Origin of the sequence: Streptomyces sp. NPDC058877 (assembly GCF_042742855.1) — a bacterium.
Lineage (GTDB): Bacteria > Actinomycetota > Actinomycetes > Streptomycetales > Streptomycetaceae > Streptomyces.
The window spans coordinates 1-1,804 of record NZ_JBHYMF010000376.1 but is presented as its reverse complement, the minus strand read 5'-3'; the positions used below and the strand labels follow the sequence as shown (position 1 = coordinate 1,804).

Sequence of the window (1,804 nt, the reverse complement as noted above, 5' to 3'; positions counted from 1 at the left end):
ACCCCCCAGGTCATCCGTTCGACAGGGGGACACAGTCATGCCGGGCCCGGAGGCCAGCGGCCCTCTTGCAGGACCGCGAAGAACATAACGGGGGTGCCTCTATGTCCTTCGTCAAGGTCGAGCGCGTCATGCGGCGGCCGGTTCGGGGGTGCGGGTCTCGTAGAAGGTCCCGTCGCGGAGCATGGCGAACAGGACGCTGATGCGTTGGCGTGCGAGGCGGAGGAGGGCCTGGGTGTGGGTCTTGCCTCGGGCTCGCTGCCTGTCGTAGTAGGTGCGTGAGGCGGGGTCGTGCAGGGCGGCGAACGCGGACAGGAACATGGCCCGTTTCAGGAGCCGGTTCCCGGTCCGTGGGGCGTGTTCGCCGTGGATGGAGGACCCGGAGGATTTCGTCGCGGGTGCGAGGCCGGCGTAGGAGGCCAGGTGGGCGGCGGTCGGGAACGACGAGCCGTCGCCGATGGTGACCAGCAGGGTGGCGGCGGTCCTGACCCCGATGCCGGGCATCGAGGTCAGGACCTTCGAAAGAGGGTGGGCCGCCAGAAGCTCGCTGATCTGGGCCTCCACGGCCCGGCGTTGTTCGTGGACGGCGGCCAGCGAGCGGGCCAGCGAGGGCACCACCGCATCCAGTGTCCCGGTGCCCGGGACGACGACGGTCTGTTCGTCGAGTGCGTCGAAGATGTCGTCCACCAGGCGCTCGGCCATGCGCGGGGCCTTGGGCCGTATCAGGCTCACGAGCCTGCGGCGTCCGGCCTTGCGCAGGGCGGCCGGTGATCCGTGTCGCTCCAGCAGGTAGGTGACGGCGGGGTGGTCGAGGCGGGGTCCCAGGACGCGTTCCAGCGAGGGGTGGAACTGGGTGAGCAGGCCGCGGAGCCGGTTGCTGGTGCGGGTGGCCTCGGCGGCGAGGTCCTGGTCGAAGCCGGTCAGGACGGTCAGCTGGGCCGCGGTCTCGTCCGCGAGCTCGAGGGCGCGGAGGGTGTGGGGCATGGTGCGGGCCGCGTCCGCGATCACGTGGGCGTCGCGGGCGTCGGTCTTGGCCTCGCCGGGGTAGAGGTCGGCGATGCGACGCATCGCCAGCCCGGGCAGGTAGGCGACCTCGCAGCCGGAGTCCCGGGCCACCGCCAGTGGCAGGGCGCCGATCGAGGCCGGCTGGTCCACGATGACCAGCACACGGCCGAACTTCGCGGTGAGTTTGTCGAAGACGGCCCGCAGCTTGGGTTCGCTGTTGGGCAGCCGCTTGTCGAAGACGGTCTTGCCCGCGGCGGTCAGGCCGTGGCCGTGGTGGTCGCCCTTGCCGACGTCCAGGCCGAGGAAGACCGCGATCTCACTGGTGTCGAGCACCGCACCCCCCGAGGGTGGTCGTTCTTCCGTCCCGGCCTCGGCCAACGGCACCGCACGCGCGCATCCACGTTACGCAGACCTGCCACCCGCGATCGGCCGGGCATTGCGCTCGGCCAGGTGACGGTCAGGCCTCTCATCAGCGGTCAAACGGTGCTCCGGGCCACGGTGACACCACCCCCCAGGTCATGCCTTCGACAGGGGGCAACAGTCATGCCGGGCCCGGAGGCCAGGAGCCCCATTTCAGGGCCACGGAAAAGGTAACGGGGGGGAGCGAGTCGGCGCCGCGCTCGGCATGCCCCGGACCTTCGCGGGCGAGCCTCGTGAGGCCGCCGCCGGCCTCGTCGTCGAGGACGGCCCCCGGGCCCTTCGGCGATCCCGGGGTCACAGCGGGCCGATCGTCGCGGTGGTTGCTGTCACAGAGTGGTGACACGGAACGGACCGCTCCCGAATACAAGATCAATAAGTTTTC

At 70.7% G+C, this 1,804-nt stretch carries 1 protein-coding gene; it reads right to left on the bottom strand.

Going from position 1 to position 1,804, the window contains the following annotated elements:
* Positions 1-126 precede the first annotated feature (126 nt).
* On the bottom strand, positions 127-1,335 hold the full coding sequence (locus ACFW2Y_RS35670; protein ID WP_384887867.1) for an IS110 family transposase: 1,209 nt from the start codon (positions 1,333-1,335) through the stop codon (positions 127-129).
* Positions 1,336-1,804 lie beyond the last annotated feature (469 nt).